We start from the raw sequence: 14,276 nt of genomic DNA, 5'->3' as shown, positions 1-14,276 counted from the left end.
AAATGGCCTCAATTGAGACTTATAAATAAATGATTATCAGAAGTAAGCTTTAAAAACTTACTTCTGATATCAATTTCTGTTATTCTTCTAATCTAACGTCTAAACCTAAACCTTTCAGTTCGTGCATTAATACGTTAAAAGATTCTGGTAAACCTGGTTCTGGCATAGTTTCACCTTTTACGATTGCTTCGTAAGTTTTAGCTCTACCCATTACATCATCTGATTTTACAGTTAAGATTTCTCTTAAGATACTTGATGCACCATATGCTTCAAGTGCCCATACTTCCATCTCTCCAAAACGTTGACCACCAAATTGAGCTTTACCTCCTAATGGTTGTTGTGTAATTAATGAATAAGGACCGATAGAACGCGCATGCATTTTATCTTCAATCATGTGTCCTAATTTAATCATATAAATAACACCTACCGTTGCTGGTTGATCGAAACGTTTTCCAGTTCCTCCATCATATAAATATGTATGACCAAATCTTGGTACGCCCGCTTCATCTGTATATTCATTAATTTGATCTAAAGATGCTCCATCAAAAATTGGTGTTGCATATTTTTTATCTAATTTTTGACCTGCCCAACCAAGAACAGTTTCATAGATTTGACCAATATTCATACGAGATGGTACACCTAAAGGATTTAAAACGATATCTACTGGAGTTCCGTCTTCTAAGAAAGGCATGTCTTCTGCTCTAACAATACGAGCAACAATACCTTTATTACCGTGACGACCCGCCATTTTATCTCCTACCTTTAGTTTACGTTTTTTAGCAATATAAACCTTAGCTAGTTTTAAAATACCTGCTGGTAATTCATCTCCTACAGAAATAGTAAACTTTTGACGACGTAAAGAACCTTGTAAATCATTTACTTTAATTTTGTAGTTGTGAACTAATTCACCTACTAAATCATTTAATTCTTTATCTGTTGTCCAAGAACCTGTTAAGTGTACATAATCATCAACAGAGTTTAACATTTTAAGTGTGTATTTTTTACCTTTTGGTAAAACTTCTTCACCTAAATCATTAAAGACTCCTTGAGATGTTTTTCCGCTAATTAAAGTGAATAATTTTTCAATTAATTCGTCTTTTAATCCTTCGAATTTAGAAACAAAAGATGATTCTAAAGTAGCTACTGCTTCTTTATCTCTTAATCTTTTGTTCTTATCTTTTACAGCTCTCTTGAATAATTTCTTATCAATTACTACACCTCTTAATGATGGAGAAGCTTTTAATGATGCATCTTTTACATCACCTGCTTTGTCACCAAAAATTGCACGTAATAATTTTTCTTCTGGAGTTGGATCAGATTCTCCTTTTGGTGTAATTTTACCAATTAAGATATCACCAGGATTTACTTCTGCTCCAATTCTAATCATTCCATTTTCATCTAAATCTTTGGTAGCTTCTTCAGAAACGTTAGGGATGTCATTAGTTAACTCTTCAGTTCCTAATTTTGTATCTCTTACGTCTAAAGAATACTCATCAATATGAATAGATGTAAATATATCTTCACGAACAACTTTTTCAGAAATTACAATCGCATCCTCAAAGTTATACCCTTTCCAAGGCATAAAGGCTACTTTCATATTTCTTCCTAAAGCTAATTCTCCTTTTTGTGTTGCATAACCTTCACAAAGAACTTGTCCTTCTTCAACTCTATCACCTCTTTCTACAATTGGTTTTAGGTTGATATTTGTTCCTTGATTGGTTTTTCTAAATTTAATTAAGTTGTAAGAAACTTCATCAGATTCAAAACTTACAAGTTTTTCTTCTTCAGTTCTGTCGTACTTAATTGTAATTTTATTAGCATCTACATAAGTAACAACTCCTGCTCCTTCTGCATTGATTAAGATACGAGAATCTTTTGCAACTCTACGCTCTAAACCTGTACCAACAATAGGTGATTCTGGTCTTAATAATGGAACTGCTTGACGCATCATGTTAGATCCCATCAGTGCTCTATTGGCATCATCATGTTCTAAGAACGGAATTAAAGATGCTGAGATAGAAGCAATTTGATTTGGGGCAACATCCATATAATTAATCTGATCTGGATTAACAACAGGGAAATCTCCTTCTTCACGTGCAATAACTCTATCTAAAACAATAGTCCCATCTTCTTTTAATTCTAAATTAGATTGGGCAATTTTCATACCTTCTTCTTCTTCAGCACTTAAATAAATTGGTTCTTCAGGTGCAACAATACCGTTATCCACTTTTCTATATGGAGTCTCAATAAATCCTAAATTATTCACTTTTGCAAAAACAGAAAGTGAAGAAATTAAACCAATATTTGGTCCCTCTGGAGTTTCAATTGGACATAAACGACCATAATGTGTATAGTGAACATCACGTACCTCAAAACCAGCTCTTTCTCTTGATAAACCACCAGGTCCAAGGGCAGATAATCTACGCTTGTGCGTAATCTCTGCTAATGGATTGGTTTGATCCATAAACTGAGATAATTGGTTGGTTCCAAAGAATGAGTTAATTACCGATGATAATGTTTTAGCATTAATCAAATCAATAGGAGTAAACACTTCATTGTCACGTACATTCATACGTTCACGAATGGTTCTAGCCATACGAGCTAAACCAACACCAAATTGACCTGCTAATTGTTCACCAACAGTTCTTACACGTCTATTAGATAAGTGATCAATATCATCAACTTCTGCTTTAGAGTTGATTAATTCGATTAAATATTTAATAATCGTAATAATATCTAATTTGGTTAATACTTTTTGATCAATAGGTTCATTTAACTGAAGTTTAGTGTTCATTCTAAAACGTCCAACTTCACCTAAATTATATCTTTGTTCAGAAAAGAATAACTTATCTATAATTCCTCTTGCAGTTTCCTCATCTGGCGGTTCTGCATTACGAAGTTGTCTATAAATATGCTCTACTGCTTCTTTTTCAGAATTGGTAGGATCTTTCTGTAAAGTATTATGAATAATAGCATAGTCTGCCATATCGTTATCTTCTTTATGAAGTAAAACGGTTTTAGCACCTGCATCTATTATTTCATCAATATGTTCTTTTTCTAAAATTGTATCACGATCAAAAATGATTTCATTTCTTTCGATAGATACAACTTCTCCAGTATCTTCATCCACAAAATCTTCATGCCAAGTTTTTAAAACTCTAGCAGCTAATTTGCGACCCAATACTTTTTTTAATCCAGCTTTAGAAACTTTAACTTCTTCTGCAAGGTCAAATATCTCTAAAATATCTTTATCTCTTTCAAAACCGATGGCTCTGAACAACGTTGTTACTGGTAATTTTTTCTTTCTATCAATATAAGCATACATAACTTGATTGATATCGGTAGCAAACTCAATCCAAGATCCTTTAAAAGGAATAACTCTTGCTGAGTATAATTTTGTACCATTTGCGTGGAAAGATTGCCCAAAGAATACACCAGGTGATCTGTGTAATTGAGAAACTACCACACGCTCTGCACCATTGATTACAAAGGTACCAGAGTTTGTCATATAAGGGATTGTACCAAGATATACATCTTGAACAATAGTTTCGAAATCTTCGTGTTCCGGATCAGTACAGTATAGTTTTAGACGTGCTTTTAAAGGCACACTATGTGTAAGACCTCTTTCTATACATTCTTGAATGGAATATCTCGGAGGATCTACAAAGTAGTCTAAAAATTCTAAAACGAATTGATTTCTTGTATCTGTAATTGGAAAGTTATCCATGAAGGTTTTGTACAAACCTTCTTCACCTCTTTCTTCTGCCTTAGTTTGAAGTTGGAAAAAATCTTGGAAAGATTTTACCTGAATATCCAAAAAGTCTGGATATTCCTTAATCATTTGAGAAGATGCGAAGTTGATTCTTTCAGTAGTGTTTTTCGTTGCCAAAAGAGAATATTTTTTTGATTAAAATCTGAATTAAAATAAAGAACGAATATATACACAAAATGGTTTAGGTCTAAAAACAATGTTCTTAGTACCTAAACCTAAATTTGTTTTCCCGTTTCGAATAACACGAAATCGGGAGTAAAAGCTTACTTAAGCTCTACTTCAGCTCCAGCTTCTTCTAAAGATTTTTTAAGACCTTCAGCCTCATCTTTAGTTACACCTTCTTTTACTGCTGCAGGAGCGCTATCTACGATACCTTTAGCTTCTTTTAATCCTAAACCTGTTAATTCTTTAACTAATTTTACTACTGCAAGTTTAGAACCACCTGCTGCTGTTAAAATTACGTCAAATTCAGTTTGCTCATCTGCTGCTGCTTCACCACCTGCTGCTGGTCCTGCTACTGCAACTGCTGCTGCTGCTGGCTCAATACCATACTCATCTTTTAAAATAGTAGCTAATTCATTAACTTCTTTTACTGTTAAGTTAACTAATTGCTCTGCGAAATCTTTTAAATCTGCCATTTTAATTGTTTTTAAAAATTTTGTTTATTATAGTTTATTTGTGCGCGTAATTATTTTTCAGATAATGTTTTGATAATACCTGAAAGTGTTTGACCACCTGACTGTAATGCTGAAATAACATTTTTAGCTGGTGATTGTAATAATCCAATGATATCACCAATAAGTTCTTCTCTAGATTTAATATCTACAAGAGCGTCTAATTGATCATCACCAATGTATACAGATTCTTCTGCAAATGCACCTTTTAATAAAGGTCTATCTTTAGTTTTCTTTCTGAATTCTTTGATTAATTTTGCTGGAGCATTTGCTGCTTCAGAAATCATCATTGAAGTATTTCCTTTTAATACTGATGGTAAGTCTCCAAAATCTTTATCTGAAGCTTCCATTGCTTTTGCAAGTAATGTATTCTTTACAACTGATAACTGAACACCTGCTTTAAAACAAGCTCTACGTAAATTAGAGGTAGTTTGTGCATCTAATCCAGAAATATCTGCTAAATAGATGGTGTTTGTGTCTGCTAATACTGCTGTTAAATCTTGTATTACTTGTGATTTGTCTTCTCTAGTCATAATTATAAGTTTTAACGTATTAAACAGATTTTACCTCAACAGCTATACTAGGACTCATCGTACTAGACATAAAAACGCTTTTTACATACGTTCCTTTTGCTGTTGTTGGTTTCAATTTAATAATTGTTTGGATTAATTCATTTGCATTTTCTTCAATCTTCTTAGCATCAAAAGATACTTTTCCAATTGCTGCATGTACAATACCCGTTTTATCAACTTTAAAATCGATTTTACCAGCTTTTACATCTTGAACTGCTTTTGCAACATCCATCGTTACTGTACCTGTTTTTGGGTTAGGCATTAAACCTCTAGGACCTAAAACTCTTCCTAAGGGACCTAATTTACCCATAACACTAGGCATTGTAATAATTACATCTACATCTGTCCATCCTCCTTTAATTTTTTGAAGGTACTCATCTAATCCAACATAATCTGCACCAGCTGCTGTAGCTTCTGCTTCTTTATCTGGAGTTACTAATGCTAATACTTTTACATCTTTACCTGTTCCATGTGGAAGTGTTACAACCCCACGAACCATTTGATTAGCTTTACGAGGATCTACTCCTAAACGTATTGCTAAATCTACTGATGCATCAAACTTTACATTAGTAATGTCTTTGACTAGCGCTGAAGCTGCTGCTAAATCATAAGATTTAGAGCTATCTACCTTTGCGTAAGCTTCTTTTTGCTTTTTTGTTAATTTTGCCATTTTACTACTTTTTATAAAGTTTATGCTGGTGCATCACCTTTTACTGTTAATCCCATAGAACGTGCTGTACCTGCAATCATACGCATTGCTGAAGCTATTTCAAAGGCATTTAAATCTACCATTTTATCTTCTGCAATCACTTTAATTTGATCCCAAGTAACTGATGCTACTTTCTTTCTGTTTGGTTCTCCTGAACCTTTTTTAATTTTGGCCGCTTCTAGTAACTGAACTGCTGCAGGAGGAGTTTTTACAAGAAAATCAAATGATTTATCTTTGAAAACAGTAATAACAACCGGTAAAACTTTACCTTGTTTGTCTTGCGTTCTTGCATTAAACTGTTTACAGAACTCCATAATGTTAACACCAGCAGCACCTAAAGCGGGTCCAACCGGCGGCGATGGATTCGCTGCGCCTCCCCTTACTTGTAACTTAACTACTTTACTAACTTCTTTTGCCATTTTAAAAATGTTTAATGATTTATTTTAAGTTGGAAGCCAAAAAATAAATCGATATAAATATATATTTGTGTAACAATTATATCTTTTCTACTTGCATATAACTTAACTCTAAAGGTGTTTTTCTTCCGAATATTTTCACCATTACTTCAAGTTTACGCTTTTCTTCATTTACTTTTTCAATAGTTCCGTCAAATCCATTAAAAGGACCATCTACAACTTTTACAGTTTCTCCTATGTCAAAAGGAATTGCAATATTTTCATCTTGAATAGAAAGTTCATCAACTTTTCCTAACATTCTGTTTACTTCAGATTTCCTCATAGGAACAGGTTCACCACCTTTTGTTTCTCCTAAGAATCCTATCACACCAGTAATTCCTTTAATTACGTGAGGCACTTCTCCAGAAAGGTTTGCCTCTACCATAATATAACCAGGAAAGTAAACTCTTTCTCTGTTAACTTTTTTACCGTTTCTTATTTGAATCACTTTTTCTGTTGGAACGATAACTTGACTAACATAGTCTGAAAGACCAACTCTAGAAATTTCAGTTTCTATATAAGCTTTTACTTTATTTTCTTGTCCTCCAATGGCTCTTACAACATACCATTTCATTACTGAATCAGCCATAATTTCTAATTAAAATAATTTAAAAAAGTTATCTAATCCAGTTTGAAAAACATAATCTATACCCGCTACAGCTAATGCAAACAAAATTGTAAAAACAGCAACAGTTACAGTTGTTTTTTGCGCTTCTTCTTTGGTTACCCACGTCATGTGGTTGTTTAACTCGAAAAAAGAATCTTTGATATATTGAATAAAGTTCATCTTACTTTTATGTTTTTGTTGCACGGATTGAGGGACTCGAACCCCCGACACCTGGTTTTGGAGACCAGTGCTCTACCAACTGAGCTAAACCCGTATCGTATTCACTGATAAAGGCATCCCGTAAAAACGGGACACCCTTTTAATTTATTATTAATAAACTAATAAAAATTAGTCTAATAATTCAGTTACCTGACCTGCTCCTACAGTTCTACCACCTTCACGGATAGCGAAACGTAAACCAACATTTAATGCAATTGGTTGAATTAAATCTACAGTAATTGTTAAGTTATCTCCTGGCATAACCATTTCAACTCCATCAGGTAAATTAATAGTACCTGTTACATCTGTAGTTCTTACATAGAACTGAGGACGATAGTTGTTATGGAACGGAGTGTGACGCCCACCTTCTTCTTTTTTAAGAACATAAACCTCTGCTTTAAATTTTGCATGAGGAGTTACAGAACCTGGTTTACAGATTACCATACCTCTTTTAATATCTTCTTTTGCAATACCTCTTAATAAGATACCTGCATTATCTCCAGCTTCACCTCTATCTAAGATTTGACGGAACATTTCAATACCAGTAATAGTAGAAGACATTTTTTCAGCTCCCATACCAATAATATCAACAACATCTCCTGTATTTGCAATACCCGTTTCAATACGACCAGTTGCTACAGTACCACGACCAGTAATAGAAAATACATCTTCAACTGGCATTAAGAAATCTTTATCAACTTCTCTTAAAGGCTCTTCAATCCAAGCATCACAAGCTGCCATTAATTCTAATACAGTATCTACCCATTTTTGCTCACCATTTAAAGCTCCTAAAGCAGAACCAGAAACTACAGGACCATTATCTCCATCATACTCATAGAAAGATAACAATTCTCTTACTTCCATGTCAACCAATTCTAAAAGCTCCTCATCATCAACCATATCAACTTTGTTTAAGAAAACAACGATACGTGGAATACCAACTTGACGACCTAATAAAATATGCTCTCTAGTTTGAGGCATTGGTCCATCCGTTGCAGCAACAACTAAAATTGCACCGTCCATTTGAGCAGCACCAGTAACCATGTTCTTTACGTAATCCGCGTGACCTGGACAGTCAACGTGAGCGTAATGACGATTAGCAGTTTGATACTCTACGTGAGAAGTGTTAATTGTAATACCTCTTTCTTTTTCTTCTGGAGCATTATCAATCTGATCAAAAGATCTAGCTTCAGAGAATCCTGCATCAGCTAATACTTTAGTAATAGCCGCAGTTAAAGTTGTTTTACCGTGATCTACGTGTCCGATAGTACCAATGTTTAAGTGTGGTTTCGAACGGTCAAAAGTTCCTTTTGCCATAATTATTAATTTTAATTCTTAGTTTAAATATATTTAGTGTCTAATAATACGTATTAAATGAGCCAGCGATGGGACTTGAACCCACGACCTCATCCCTACCAAGGATGCGCTCTACCAACTGAGCTACACCGGCTTGTTGATAATTTTGAGCGAAAGACCGGGTTCGAACCGGCGACATTCAGCTTGGAAGGCTGACGCTCTACCAACTGAGCTACTTTCGCAATAATATATAAATTGTGGGGAGAGCAGGATTCGAACCTGCGAAGACGTAGTCAACGGAGTTACAGTCCGTCCTCGTTGGCCGCTTGAGTATCTCCCCTTTAATTTACTATGTTAATGAACTTATTTTTTTTTATTCTTTTGAGCCGATAGAGGGACTCGAACCCACGACCTGCTGATTACAAATCAGCTGCTCTAGCCAGCTGAGCTACATCGGCTTTTGTTTCAAAAAAACAACCCGCTATTTCTAACGGATTGCAAATGTATAAAGTTTTTTTATATTCTAAAACTTTTTGTAATTATTTTTTCATTTTTTTTTCATTTTTATGAAATTAATGAATCTCTATGCTTTTCTTTAGACCTTTTTAGTTGTCTTTTTAAATTATCTACAGCAGCATTAACGCCTTCTTCAAAGGTTTTAGCCTCTCTTTTTACGATTAATTCACTTCCTGGTATATTAATTTTAACTTCTGTAATTTTATTTTCTTTATCGCTTGTGTTTTGAACTTTTAAAAAAACTTCGGCATCTACTATCTTATCATGGTACTTTACCAATGATTCTACTTTTTTTTCTACAAATTTAATTAATTCGTTGTCTGCATTAAAGTTTACTGATTGTGTGAATACTTTCATACTTCATTCTTTTTTTAAGCCCTTAGGGTGAGCTTGGTTATACACTTTTTTAATTGCATCAAGACTATTATGTGTATAGACTTGAGTGGAAGCTAAAGACGAATGCCCTAGCAATTCTTTAACTGAATTTAAATCTGCCCCTTCATTTAAAAGGTGAGTTGCAAAAGAATGCCTTAAAATATGTGGACTCTTTTTCTCCTTTGAAGAGACATGACCAAAATAAGAATTTATAATTCTGTAAACAAGAGTTTCGTATATTTTATTTCCTTTCTCTGTAATAAACAACTCTTCTATATCTTTTGAAATTTCTTTTTTCTTTTCTAAGTACTTATATAAAGTTTTTACTACCGATTTTAACAACGGAACAAAACGTTCTTTATTACGTTTTCCAAGTACTTTTATTGTGTTATCTGAAAAACTTATATCCTGTTCTTTAATATTGATTAATTCACCCCTTCTTATTCCAGTTGAATAAAATAGCTCCACAATTAATTTATTTCTAATTGATATAAAATCATCTTCTAAGCTCAAATTATTTATGACAGAATTAATTTCTTTAGAAGTAAAAGGCACCTGCACTTTACTTGCAACTTTTAAAGCCTTGTGTTTTGTTAAAGGGTTTACTTCTATCTGTTTTGTTTTTTGCAGAAACTTATAAAACGATTTTAAAGAACTTATTTTTCTATTTATTGTTCTATTAGATATTTTTAAATCTACCAAAGCAACAATCCAGCTTCTAATTTGTGGATAATGCACTTCTAACAAACTCTTTTGCTGGTAAGTTGTTTCTATAAAATCGCTAAATGAAATCAGATCATTCCTATATGCAGTTACCGTATGAACTGAATACTTCTTTTCTAAAGACAAGTAATCTAAAAACGAATTAATCAAGTTACAAATAGTATTTATTCGTAAAATTACAAAAAAAAGCGCATAAAAAAATCTCGCACTAAAATTAGTACGAGATTTATATTTTAAAAATAAGTTATTACTAACCTACTTCTTCTTGTGTTCTTAATCGTTGAACGTAAGACGCTTTAATCATTTGCGCTCTTTTCGCTACAGAAGGCTTCATAAAGTTTTTTCTGCTACGTAGGTTCTTCATTGTCTTTGTACGATCAAATTTTCGTTTGTAACGCTTTAAAGCTCTATCAATGTTTTCTCCTTCTTTTACTGGTATAATTAACATAAGTTGGCACCTCCCTTCATCGTATCTTTATATTTTGAATAGTATTTAAACTATTTGGTTTATTTTTTGGACTGCAAATGTAATTACAAATTATGAATTAAAATTAAAATTTGTAAATTATTTTTAAAGCTCGTAATTGACACCATGTATTCTTACAAAGAACTAAAAAACAAGCACTAAAGTACCATCTTTAAAAACTATGTTGCGGGTTTATACTCCTTATTATCTATGACCATTTTAGCGATAATCTCTTTTAAAATCTCAGAGGTTCCTCCGCCAATAGGCCCTAATCTACTATCTCTAAGTAAACGTGCCATAGGATAATCTTCCATATAACCATAACCACCTAACATTTGTAACGCATCATAAATCACTTCGTCTGCCATTTTGGTAGACAACAATTTAGACATACTTGCTTCTTTTACTACATACTGCCCATCGTTTAAACGTTTTGTAATTGAATAATTATATTCTTTACACATATCTACTCTACTTGCCATTTCAGCAATTTTATGTCTTAAGACCTGAAACTTATCTAAAGATTTTCCAAAAGCAACACGTTCTTGCATGTAACCTACTGCATACTCTACAGCATATTCTGCTCTTGCATGTGCATTGATTCCCATTATTAATCGCTCTAAAGCAAAATGCTGCATGATATAAGGAAAACCTTTTCCTTCTTCACCCATTAAATTTGATACTGGGATTTCTACATTATCAAAAGCGATTTCACCGGTATCAGAAGCTCGCCAACCTAGTTTGTCTAATTTGGTTGCAGAAACTCCTTTTGCAGCTCTATCAACTACAAAAATACTGATTCCTTTGTACTTATCTGAAGGATCTGTCTTTGCAGCAACTATTAAATAATCAGAATAAATTCCGTTTGTTATAAAGGTTTTAGAGCCATTTAAAATATACTTATCTCCCTGTTTGATTGCGGTAGAACGCATTCCAGCAACATCAGATCCACCAAAAGGCTCTGTGATACATAAACACCCAATCATATCGCCCTCTACACTTGGTGTTAAATATTTGTTTTTTATAAAATCATCTCCTTCTTTATTTAAATGTGTCATTGCTAAATATTCGTGTGCCCACATGGCAGCTGCAAATCCGCTAGAATTTACTTTTTGTAATTCCTCTAAAAATATAACTGTATAAAAAAGGTCTAACCCCATTCCTCCAAATTCTTCTGGAGTATTTAATCCAAAATACCCCATTTCTCCAAATTTCTTCCAAATGAAACGTTCAATAGTTCCTGTTTTTTCCCATTTTTCTATGTGAGGGACGACTTCTTTCTGTAAAAAATCTTTAAAGCTTTGACGAAATGCTTCATGTTCTTCAGTAAAATACATACTGTTCATAAGCTAATAAGTGTGTTTGTTGTTTGTTTATTTAGCGACCAAATATAAGACTATTCTCTCATATTTATCTAAAGGAAAACCTTTGATGTTTTTTAACTCTGAAATATCTTGAAGTTCAGCAACCTCATCTCTATAGTTAAAAATTTTCACACATAAATCATAATCTATATATGGGTTTTTAAGTAATTGCTTAAATTTGACCGTATTAACATTTATTTTTTTAATCTGAGGCTTCTCAATTATTTTAAAAGTAGATAACACTTTATTTGCAACTTCTTTTTCTAAACCCCAAACTTCATATAGCTGATATTCAAAAGAAAAACCTTGAAGTTTTTTACGGTATTTTACAATCCGTTCTGACAACTTATCTCCTACACCATTAATAGATTGTAAATCTAAAATAGTTGCTTTATTAATATCTGTTGTTGAAATTTGTTTTTTGGGAAATGACTTTATAATTCGATTAGAAACAATATTTCTTTTAGATTTTTTAGCTTCTAATTGTTTCTTTTGCTTTACCACCCAATCTGGGAATTTAAAATGTGGAGAAATGATTTGCAATAAGCTATCAGAAACTTTAGTTACTTGCTGAAACTCTTCTTTAGAATTGATAAATTGATTTGTTTTTCTAAACTCTAACAATCTATCAATTTCATCTAAAGACATTCCTAATTGTTCTCCCTTATAATCAGTTATGTAATTTGGATTAAAAGGATAAATTTTAGGTTCCCTTTGTTCCTTTTCAATCTTTTGTAAACTATCTATTTGCTTTTGAAAATTTAAAATCTGTGAAGTATCAGTTTCAACAAGATTATCGGTAAAAAAATCTCCAAAAACAATAATTCCTTGCAACAACAAGATCATTAGTAATAAAAAGAAAATCCCATTCCTTTGGTTTTTATTGTACCAGAAATGGGATTTAAATATCTTCATTTGAAGTGTCCTTTTTTTACGCCTTTCTTGCTTTTATAGCAGACATATACTTACTTAACTCTTCTTTAACTTTAGGTGCTAAAATGATTAACCCAATCATATTAGGAACCATCATAGCAAACACCATTGCATCTGAGAAACCAATTACAGAACCTAAACTTGCTGCGGCTCCGACAACTACAAATACACAGAAAATTACTTTATAAGTATATTCCATTTTTTTAGATCTACCAAATAAATAAACCCAACCTTGAAAACCGTAGTAAGACCAAGAAATCATAGAACTAAATGCAAATAAAACTACAGCTACTGTTAACACATAAGGGAACCATGAAATTGCAGATTCAAATGCACCTGAAGTTAATAAAATTGCTTGCGCATCGTTTAGAGAGGCATTTTCTGCCGCCACATTTCCTGTAATAATTAGCACTAAAGCTGTCATTGTACAAACAACAACGGTATCTATAAAAGGCTCTAATAAAGCAACCATCCCTTCACTTGCTGCGTATTTTGTTTTTACTGCAGAATGCGCAATAGATGCAGATCCAATACCAGCTTCATTAGAAAATGCAGCTCTTCTAAAACCTTGCACTAAAACTCCAACGGCACCACCAGCAATTCCTTCTGGACTAAATGCTCCATTAAAAATTTGAGAAAAAGCATTCCCTATCATATCGTAATTTACAAAAATCACAAACAAAGAAGCAGCTACATAAATTGCCACCATAAAAGGAACAATCTTATCTGTTACTTTCGCTATTTTTTTAATCCCTCCAATAATAACAATACCTACAAGAATTGCCATTACCAAACCAAAAGCCCATCCTTTACCATGTAAAAAAGAAACCCCACCTACTGGTGTTGTAATATTTTCGACTAATTGAAAAGCTTGGTTTACCTGAAACATGTTTCCACCTCCAAAAGAACCACCTATTACAAAAATTGCAAATAATCCTGCTAAAATTTTACCTAATGTTTTATTTTTCAATCCTTTTGTTAAGTAATACATAGGACCTCCATAAACAGTTCCATCTGCTTCAATATCTCTATATTTAACCCCTAAGGTACACTCTACAAATTTAGAAGCCATTCCTAAGAACCCTGCAACAATCATCCAAAAAGTAGCTCCTGCACCACCAATAGAAACAGCAATCGCAACTCCTGCTATATTTCCTAAACCTACTGTTGCTGATAACGCAGCAGTTAATGCCTGAAAGTGAGAAACCTCTCCAACATGTCCTTCTATCCTTATAGTATCTGGATTATCTTCTTCATCACTAAATGCTGACTTTGCTATTTCTACATTATGATCTACTCTACCCTCTAAATCATCATATTTACCTCTAACAATATTTATTGAAGTAAAAAAACCTTTAAAGTTTATGAAATTAAAATAAAATGTAAAATATACTGCTCCTAAAATTAACGGAAACAAAACCCAGTAAATACTAATTGTATCTGTAAAGGGTATTTGGTAAAAAATAAGCTCTACGAACCAACCTGTAGCATCTCCGAATGCTTTATCAATTTGTTGATCTAAGCCTTTTTCTTGTGCAAATACTAGTAGTGGTGCTGCTAAAAACAACAACGAAAGAAGTTTTTTCTTCATAATA

At 33.0% G+C, this 14,276-nt stretch carries 14 protein-coding genes and 5 tRNA genes; all 19 read right to left on the bottom strand.

The genetic code is table 11. The annotated features are described in order from the left end of the window. Nucleotides 1-79 precede the first annotated feature (79 nt). Nucleotides 80-3,889 (bottom strand): DNA-directed RNA polymerase subunit beta, encoded by a 3,810-nt coding sequence (rpoB, locus tag MC378_RS00790; protein ID WP_274704085.1) that lies wholly within the window; start codon nucleotides 3,887-3,889, stop codon nucleotides 80-82. A gap of 146 nt (nucleotides 3,890-4,035) precedes the next feature. After that, nucleotides 4,036-4,410: a 50S ribosomal protein L7/L12 gene (gene rplL / locus MC378_RS00785; RefSeq protein WP_242176805.1), complete on the bottom strand. Its 375-nt coding sequence runs from the start codon at nucleotides 4,408-4,410 to the stop codon at nucleotides 4,036-4,038. 50 nt (nucleotides 4,411-4,460) lie between these two features. Further along, the gene (gene rplJ / locus MC378_RS00780) at nucleotides 4,461-4,979 is read right to left on the bottom strand and encodes a 50S ribosomal protein L10 (protein WP_242176804.1); all 519 of its coding nucleotides are present in this window, start codon (nucleotides 4,977-4,979) and stop codon (nucleotides 4,461-4,463) included. 19 nt (nucleotides 4,980-4,998) lie between these two features. Continuing rightward, nucleotides 4,999-5,688 (bottom strand): 50S ribosomal protein L1, encoded by a 690-nt coding sequence (rplA, locus tag MC378_RS00775; protein WP_242176803.1) that lies wholly within the window; start codon nucleotides 5,686-5,688, stop codon nucleotides 4,999-5,001. Nucleotides 5,689-5,708: 20 nt separating this feature from the next. After that, nucleotides 5,709-6,146, bottom strand: a complete 438-nt coding sequence (gene rplK, locus MC378_RS00770) for a 50S ribosomal protein L11 (protein WP_242176802.1) — start codon at nucleotides 6,144-6,146, stop codon at nucleotides 5,709-5,711. 76 nt (nucleotides 6,147-6,222) lie between these two features. Further along, nucleotides 6,223-6,771, bottom strand: a complete 549-nt coding sequence (gene nusG / locus MC378_RS00765; protein ID WP_242176801.1) for a transcription termination/antitermination protein NusG — start codon at nucleotides 6,769-6,771, stop codon at nucleotides 6,223-6,225. Between the two features lie 9 nt (nucleotides 6,772-6,780). After that, nucleotides 6,781-6,969: a preprotein translocase subunit SecE gene (secE, locus tag MC378_RS00760; protein WP_242176800.1), complete on the bottom strand. Its 189-nt coding sequence runs from the start codon at nucleotides 6,967-6,969 to the stop codon at nucleotides 6,781-6,783. Nucleotides 6,970-6,990: 21 nt separating this feature from the next. Beyond that, nucleotides 6,991-7,063: transfer RNA gene (locus MC378_RS00755), tRNA-Trp, on the bottom strand. A gap of 74 nt (nucleotides 7,064-7,137) precedes the next feature. After that, a complete protein-coding gene (gene tuf, locus MC378_RS00750) occupies nucleotides 7,138-8,325 on the bottom strand; it encodes an elongation factor Tu (RefSeq protein WP_242176799.1) in 1,188 nt (395 codons plus the stop codon). 60 nt (nucleotides 8,326-8,385) lie between these two features. Then, nucleotides 8,386-8,458: transfer RNA gene (locus MC378_RS00745), tRNA-Thr, on the bottom strand. A gap of 15 nt (nucleotides 8,459-8,473) precedes the next feature. Beyond that, nucleotides 8,474-8,546: transfer RNA gene (locus MC378_RS00740), tRNA-Gly, on the bottom strand. Between the two features lie 16 nt (nucleotides 8,547-8,562). Continuing rightward, a tRNA-Tyr gene (locus MC378_RS00735) sits at nucleotides 8,563-8,644 on the bottom strand. Between the two features lie 44 nt (nucleotides 8,645-8,688). Beyond that, nucleotides 8,689-8,762 (bottom strand) — tRNA-Thr (locus tag MC378_RS00730). Between the two features lie 106 nt (nucleotides 8,763-8,868). Continuing rightward, a complete protein-coding gene (hpf, locus tag MC378_RS00725) occupies nucleotides 8,869-9,177 on the bottom strand; it encodes a ribosome hibernation-promoting factor, HPF/YfiA family (RefSeq protein ID WP_242176798.1) in 309 nt (102 codons plus the stop codon). Between the two features lie 3 nt (nucleotides 9,178-9,180). After that, nucleotides 9,181-10,068, bottom strand: coding sequence for a tyrosine-type recombinase/integrase (locus MC378_RS00720; protein WP_242176797.1), 888 nt, complete (start codon nucleotides 10,066-10,068; stop codon nucleotides 9,181-9,183). A 100-nt stretch (nucleotides 10,069-10,168) separates the two neighbouring features. Then, entirely contained in the window at nucleotides 10,169-10,366 is a 198-nt protein-coding gene (gene rpsU, locus MC378_RS00715) for a 30S ribosomal protein S21 (protein ID WP_242176796.1), read from the bottom strand. A 197-nt stretch (nucleotides 10,367-10,563) separates the two neighbouring features. Continuing rightward, nucleotides 10,564-11,730: an acyl-CoA dehydrogenase family protein gene (locus tag MC378_RS00710; RefSeq protein ID WP_242176795.1), complete on the bottom strand. Its 1,167-nt coding sequence runs from the start codon at nucleotides 11,728-11,730 to the stop codon at nucleotides 10,564-10,566. 27 nt (nucleotides 11,731-11,757) lie between these two features. Next, a complete protein-coding gene (locus MC378_RS00705; RefSeq protein ID WP_242176794.1) occupies nucleotides 11,758-12,663 on the bottom strand; it encodes a ComEA family DNA-binding protein in 906 nt (301 codons plus the stop codon). A gap of 16 nt (nucleotides 12,664-12,679) precedes the next feature. Beyond that, the gene (locus tag MC378_RS00700; protein ID WP_242176793.1) at nucleotides 12,680-14,272 is read right to left on the bottom strand and encodes an alanine/glycine:cation symporter family protein; all 1,593 of its coding nucleotides are present in this window, start codon (nucleotides 14,270-14,272) and stop codon (nucleotides 12,680-12,682) included. Nucleotides 14,273-14,276: the final 4 nt, after the last annotated feature.

The organism is Polaribacter marinus (assembly GCF_022662535.1).
Classification (GTDB): Bacteria; Bacteroidota; Bacteroidia; order Flavobacteriales; family Flavobacteriaceae; genus Polaribacter; species Polaribacter marinus.
Note: the sequence above shows the minus strand (reverse complement) of the source record. Positions and strands in the feature narration are given on the sequence as shown.